The sequence below is a fragment of the Skermanella sp. genome (assembly GCF_059503625.1).
In genome coordinates, this window is record NZ_JCACHA010001052.1 from 1 (window position 1) to 5835 (window position 5835).

The 5835-nt window shown below is 64.6% G+C and carries 6 protein-coding genes and 1 pseudogene; 5 read left to right on the forward strand and 2 right to left on the reverse strand.

All coding sequences use genetic code 11. The features are described from left to right. Positions 1-216 (reverse strand): annotated as a pseudogene (locus AC5JJ6_RS38130) (spermidine/putrescine ABC transporter substrate-binding protein PotF); the annotation flags it as partial. Positions 217-507: 291 nt separating this feature from the next. On the opposite strand from AC5JJ6_RS38130, the gene AC5JJ6_RS38135 reads away from it, so the two are divergent. Further along, positions 508-1143, forward strand: a complete 636-nt coding sequence (locus tag AC5JJ6_RS38135; protein WP_496047037.1) for a cation efflux transmembrane domain-containing protein — start codon at positions 508-510, stop codon at positions 1141-1143. 18 nt (positions 1144-1161) lie between these two features. On the opposite strand, the gene AC5JJ6_RS38140 is transcribed toward AC5JJ6_RS38135, so the two are convergent. Beyond that, positions 1162-2505, reverse strand: coding sequence for a glutamine synthetase family protein (locus AC5JJ6_RS38140; protein WP_496047038.1), 1344 nt, complete (start codon positions 2503-2505; stop codon positions 1162-1164). Between the two features lie 211 nt (positions 2506-2716). Between AC5JJ6_RS38140 and AC5JJ6_RS38145 the strand changes: the two genes are divergently transcribed. The 4 genes from AC5JJ6_RS38145 to AC5JJ6_RS38160 all read left to right on the forward strand — a co-directional run. Further along, positions 2717-3088: a hypothetical protein gene (locus AC5JJ6_RS38145; RefSeq protein ID WP_496047039.1), complete on the forward strand. Its 372-nt coding sequence runs from the start codon at positions 2717-2719 to the stop codon at positions 3086-3088. A 123-nt stretch (positions 3089-3211) separates the two neighbouring features. Next, positions 3212-4309, forward strand: coding sequence for a TRAP transporter substrate-binding protein (locus AC5JJ6_RS38150; protein WP_496047040.1), 1098 nt, complete (start codon positions 3212-3214; stop codon positions 4307-4309). Positions 4310-4443: 134 nt separating this feature from the next. Then, positions 4444-5265, forward strand: coding sequence for a phosphatase PAP2 family protein (locus AC5JJ6_RS38155; RefSeq protein ID WP_496047041.1), 822 nt, complete (start codon positions 4444-4446; stop codon positions 5263-5265). Beyond that, positions 5266-5835: NAD(P)/FAD-dependent oxidoreductase (locus AC5JJ6_RS38160; RefSeq protein ID WP_496047042.1), on the forward strand; the 570-nt coding region annotated here is incomplete at its 3' end.

Consider the following 5835-nt stretch of genomic DNA (forward strand, 5'->3'; position numbering starts at 1 on the left):
CTTCTGCTCCAGGATCTCGAGGTTGTCGTAGATGTCGTAGTTGTACGAAATACCGCTGTCCGCCTTGAAATCCTCAAGGGTCGTTTCGCCGATATAGTCGTTCCAGTTGTAAATATTGACCGTCTGTGCCGACGCCAGCCCCGGCGCACCCACGGCGCTGGCTGCGGTGACCGCGGCAATGGCGCCGAACAGGCTGCTTACGATCCTCTGCTTCATCCCACTGAACCCCGACCTTGTAGGAAATTTCGTAAATCGGCGAAGCTGACGCGGCACTTAGCCCGAACGGACGGTGCATTGCCGCATCGGCGGCTATTGCACCTATGGGCATGGGAATTGTCAACGGCGGCGCACGAACTTTTATGCAAACCATGCGATTTCAGCGACTTCGCCACGGCATCTGAAAACGCGATATGAAGCGAAGCAGAAGCTTGACCCTGCCACCGCTGGAAGGTCTATCGTTCAGGCATATGGTCCGGGGACGGATTATTTCGACTCAAGGGGATTGATATGGCTGCGGGATGCTGCGGCGGCGGGTGCTCATCATCCAAGCCGCCGGTGGACAGGACATACAGGCGCATCCTGTGGATCGCGCTGATTATCAACGCCAGTATGTTCCTGGTCGAATTGGTAGCGGGAGCCGCCGCCGGATCGGTGTCGCTTCAAGCCGACGCGATGGATTTCCTGGGCGATGCGGCGAACTACCTGATCTCGCTGCTGGTGCTCGGCATGGCGCTTCAGTGGCGCGCCCGCGCGGCCCTGCTGAAGGGCCTGTCGCTGGGCGCCGTGGGGTTATGGGTTGCCGGCCAGACCGCGTGGAACGCGGTCTATCAGACGGTGCCGCAGGCCGAGGTCATGGGCATCGTCGGCGCAATGGCGCTGGCCGCCAATGTCGGCTGCGCGCTGATGCTGTACTTCCACCGCGACGGTGACGCGAATCGCCGCTCGGTGTGGATCTGCTCCCGCAACGACGCCATCGCCAACATCGCCGTGCTCGCGGCGGCCCTGGGCGTGTTCGGTACCGGCACAGGCTGGCCGGACATCGCGGTCGCCGCCATCATGGCGGTCCTGTCCGTCTCCGGCGCCACCCAGATCGTCCGTCAGTCGCTGGCGGAATTGCGCCCGATCCCCGCCACGGCGGGGTGAGGCGCAACCCGACGCAGACTATACGTTCAGCAGCAGATTCTCCCGCTCCCAGGAGCTGATGACCCGCTGGTAGGCGTCGTACTCTGCCTGCTTGACATGGGTGACGGCGGCGATGAAACGCTCGCCGAAGATCTCGCGGAGCGGCTTGCTGGCGTTGAACTTGTTGATCGCGTCGGACTGGTGGCGCGGCAGGGTATAGGCCAGCCGGTGGGCGCTGCCCTTGACCGGATCGGTCGGCTCCAGGTCCTGGATCATGCCCAGGTAGCCGCAGGCGAGCGAGGCTGCCAGCGCCAGATACGGGTTGGCGTCCGCTCCGGCCACGCGGTTCTCGACGCGGCGCGATTCGGGCGGCGACACCGGCACGCGGAAGCCGGTGGTGCGGTTGTCGCGTCCCCAGTGGACGTTGATCGGCGCATCGGACCCGGCGATGAGCCGGCGGTAGGAATTGACGTTGGGAGCCAGCAGCGGCATCGCCGACGGCAGGTACTTCTGAAGGCCGGCGATGTGGCTGAGGAACAGGGGCGTGTCCTCGCCCTCGTCGGTCGAGAACAGGTTCCGCCCGGTGTCCTTCTCCACCACGCTCTGGTGGACGTGCATGGCGCTGCCCGGTTCGCCCTGCATCGGCTTCGCCATGAAGGTCGCGTAGACATTGTGGCGGATGGCGGTTTCGCGGACGGTGCGCTTGAACAGGAAGACCTGGTCCGCCAATTCCAGCGGGTCGCCGTGGTTGAAGTTGATCTCGATCTGCGCGGCGCCGGCTTCATGGGTCAGCGTATCGATGTCGATCCGCTGGGCTTCGCAGTAGTCGTAAACGTCCTCGAAGATCGGGTCGAATTCGTTGACCGCGTCGATGCCATAGGCCTGACGGCCGCTCTCGGTACGGCCGGAGCGGCCGACCGGCGGCACCAGGGGATAGTCCGGGTCCTTGTTGACCTGGACCAGGAAGAACTCGAGCTCCGGCGCCACGATCGGCTTCCAGCCGCGCGCATCGTACAATTCGAGCACGCGCTTCAGCACCCAGCGCGGCGAGATATCGACCGGGCTGCCGTCGGCGTAGTCGCAATCGCTGATCACCTGGGCTGTCGCCTCGGTGTACCAGGGGACGAGGCGGATCGTGTTCTCGTCCGGCCGCATGTAGATGTCGGAATTGGCCGGGCTGGTCACATCCTCGTCGTCGGGATATTCGCCCGTGACGGTCTGGATGAAGATCGCCTCGGGCATGCGGAGTCCGCGCTCGCGCAGGATGCGGAGGAACTTTTCAGCCGGCAGGATCTTGCCGCGCGCGATCCCGGACATGTCCGGGACCAGGCACTCGACTTCGGTGATCTGGTGGTGCTGAATGAAATCACTGAGCAGGTTCATATATATGACGGCGCGGGCGCACCCCCGCCGGCTCCGCTTTGTTGCGCTCGATGGCCTGCATTATGGGTCTTGCCGGCAAAACGCGCCAGTGGGTGTATGCATTTTGTCCATCTCCCTGAAGAGGTCGCTTTCGGGGGACCGACCGCATTTGGTGCTTGCGCCGGAAGCACCTTGGCTTTAGCGCAGGGGACGCTATGACAAGGGGGATTGCATGCGCATCGTGTTCCTGGCTTTACCGGCGGTGATGATGCTGTCCGGCTGCGGTCTGGTCGGAATGATCGCCAGCGGCGTCAGCGACGGCACCAAGTACGTCATCAACCGGGTGGAGCGTGATCCGGAGATCCAGGCCCGCAGCCAGCAGGGATACGGACCGGCGGGTGGCGATACCGATCAGGCGGTGCAGCAGGAGCAGGCATATCCGAACCAGAACTACCCTGCCCAGAACTACCCTGCCCAGACTTATCCGACCGATCCCGGTGCCTCGCAGCCTTATCCGTCGATCCAGAACGGCGGAGCGACGGGTGCGCCCGCTCCCCTGACGGCGCCGGTCCAGCCGGTCACGCGCGGCGAACCGCTGAACTGACTTGTATCGAACTGAATCGTCCCGAACCGGGCGCGGCTGCCGAACGCGTTGTAACGCGGCAGCGGAGAAGGCACTATGCCGCGCCGAAGAGGTGCCGGACAGGCTTCCACCAAGAGAGGCGACATGAAAAGACGTCAATTCATCACCACGGGCGCCATCGGAGGAGCGGCGGCGCTCGGTGCGGCATCCTCGTTCCCGGCGCCGGCGATCTCGCAGGGCCGTCAGCAGTGGACCATGGTCACCTCCTGGCCCAAGAACGCTCCCGGAGTCGGCGTCAATGCGCAGCGCGCCGCCGACATGATCACGGCGCTCAGCGGCGGCCGGCTCTCGGTCAAGCTCTATGCGGCGGGCGAGCTGGTGCCGCCGTTCGAAGCGTTCGACGCCGTCGTCAGCGGCACCGCCGACATGCTCCATGCGACTCCGTATTACTGGCAGGGCAAAAGCCCGGTATTCCATTGGTTCACCGGCGTTCCGTTCGGCCTGAACGCGTCCGAACATGCAGCGTGGCTCTATTTCGGCGGCGGACAGCAGCTTTGGGACGAAGCCTATGCCCCGTTCGGCGTCAAGCCGTTCTACGCCGGCAGCAGCGGCGTCCAGGCCGGCGGCTGGTTCGTCCGCGAGGTCAAGAGCCTGGCCGACCTGCGCGGCCGCAAGTTCCGGATCGCCGGCCTCGGCGGCGCCGTGATGCAGAAGATGGGCGTCAACGTCGTGCTGACGCCGCCGGGCGAGATCTTCGCGGCGCTCCAGTCCGGCGCGGTCGACGCGGCGGAATGGGTCGGGCCGTGGAACGACCTCGCGTTCGGCCTGCACCAGATCGCCAAATACTACTACCTCCCCGCCTTCCACGAGGGCGGACCGGCGCTGGAGATCAGCGTCAACAAGCAGAAATACGACGCGCTGCCGAAGGATCTTCAGCAGATCGTCGCGGCGGCGGCACAGGCCACCGCGACCACGACTCTGGCCGATTTCAACTGGCACAACGCCATCTCGCTGGAGCCGCTGGTCCGCGACCATGGGGTCCAGCCGCGCACATGGCCGGACGACGTCGTCGCCGAGATGGGCCGGGCAACCAAGGAAGTGCTGGCGGAAATCGCTGCATCCAGCGAACTGGCCGGCAAGGTCCACGCGTCCTTCACCAATGCCCTCGGAAAGTCGCGGGCCTGGAGCAAGTGGAGCGATCAGGCATACCTGACCATTCGCGAACAGGCCCTCGGCGCTTGATCGCAAAATACGGGCTGACGGGCCGCGAAGTTTTTGCGCGGCCCGAAGGAAGTCTCGACGCTGAAAAGGCCTTCCGGATTTACTCCATACGGCATAGTCATATGCGCGAGTGGAACCGATCTGGATCTATACCGATGGCAGCTGACAAGCGGGCGTCCGACACCAGCGGTCTGGCGGCCTTCAGGACGTCGCGGGTGCGGTGGAGCGCTCGGACCGGACTGGCGATCCTGATCGTGCTGGTACTGGTCCCGGCAATCGACCTCAACGTTTCAAGGCTTTTCTTCGATCCTGCCGTGGGCTTCATCTGGCGCAACCAGCCGGTACCGGAGTTCCTGCACGACGGCATCCAGATGATGGCGCGCATTATCGGCACCGTCACCTTGCTGGCTTTTCTCCATACCGCCATCCGCACCGTTCGGTCGAAGACCCCTGGGACGCTGCTGCGGCTCGGGCCGAAGAGTTGGGCCTTCCTGTTCCTGGAGCTGGTGCTTGGACCGGGGCTGGTTGCAAACGTCGTGCTGAAGGACATGTGGAACCGGGCGCGGCCGATCCAGGTCGAGGAATTCGGCGGCCGTCAATATTTCAGCCCGCCGATGGTGCTCAGCAATCAGTGCGAGAAGAACTGCTCCTTCGTGGCCGGCGATGCCGCCATGGGGTTCTATCTCCAGATCGTAGCCTATGTCGTGGCGCGCCGCTTTTCGGGACCGCTGCTCATGGCGGGCATGGCTGCCGGACTGGGAGCGGGACTTCTCAGGATCGCGATGGGAGCCCATTTCTTCAGCGACGTGATGTATGCCGGAGTTTTCATGACCTTGACCATAGCAGGGCTCCACGCCGCGATGTTCGGATCGGCGCGAACGCTCGAATTCTGGCGGAGATGGACGCCGTGGTGCGACAGCCGCTGGCCGATCCTGGGCTGCCGCAGTCCCACCTCCTCCGGCAGGGGACGGCCTTAAGTGGCCGGCAGGCTGCACCCCCGTTCCTGGTACGCCGAAACCGCCCTGCCCCAGCCCGATCATCCGGAGCTCGACGGCGAGATCCGGTGCGACGTCTGCGTGGTCGGCGGCGGCTATACCGGGCTTTCGACCGCCCTGAACCTTGCGGAGCGGGGTTATGACGTCGTCGTGCTGGAAGCGGAGAAGATCGGCTGGGGAGCCTCGGGCCGCAACGGCGGCCAGATCGTCACCGCCTACAACCCATCGATGGGCACCATGGCCGGCTGGGTTGGCAAGGACGATGCGCGCCTGCTGTGGGAACTGGGCGAGGAGTCCAAGACCATCCTGCGCGACCGGGTAGCCCGGCATAGGATCGACTGCGACCTGCGCTGGGGCTACGTGATGGCCGCCCTCAAGCAGCGCCAGATGACTGGCCTCCGCGAGATGGAGTCGGAATGGCGCAACGACTATGGTTATGGGGAAGCGCGACCGCTCGACCGGGCGGAGATCAGGTCCATCGTCGCATCCGACGCCTATGTCGGCGGCCTGTTCGACGGCGGCAGCGGACAGCTTCACCCGCTCAACTATGCG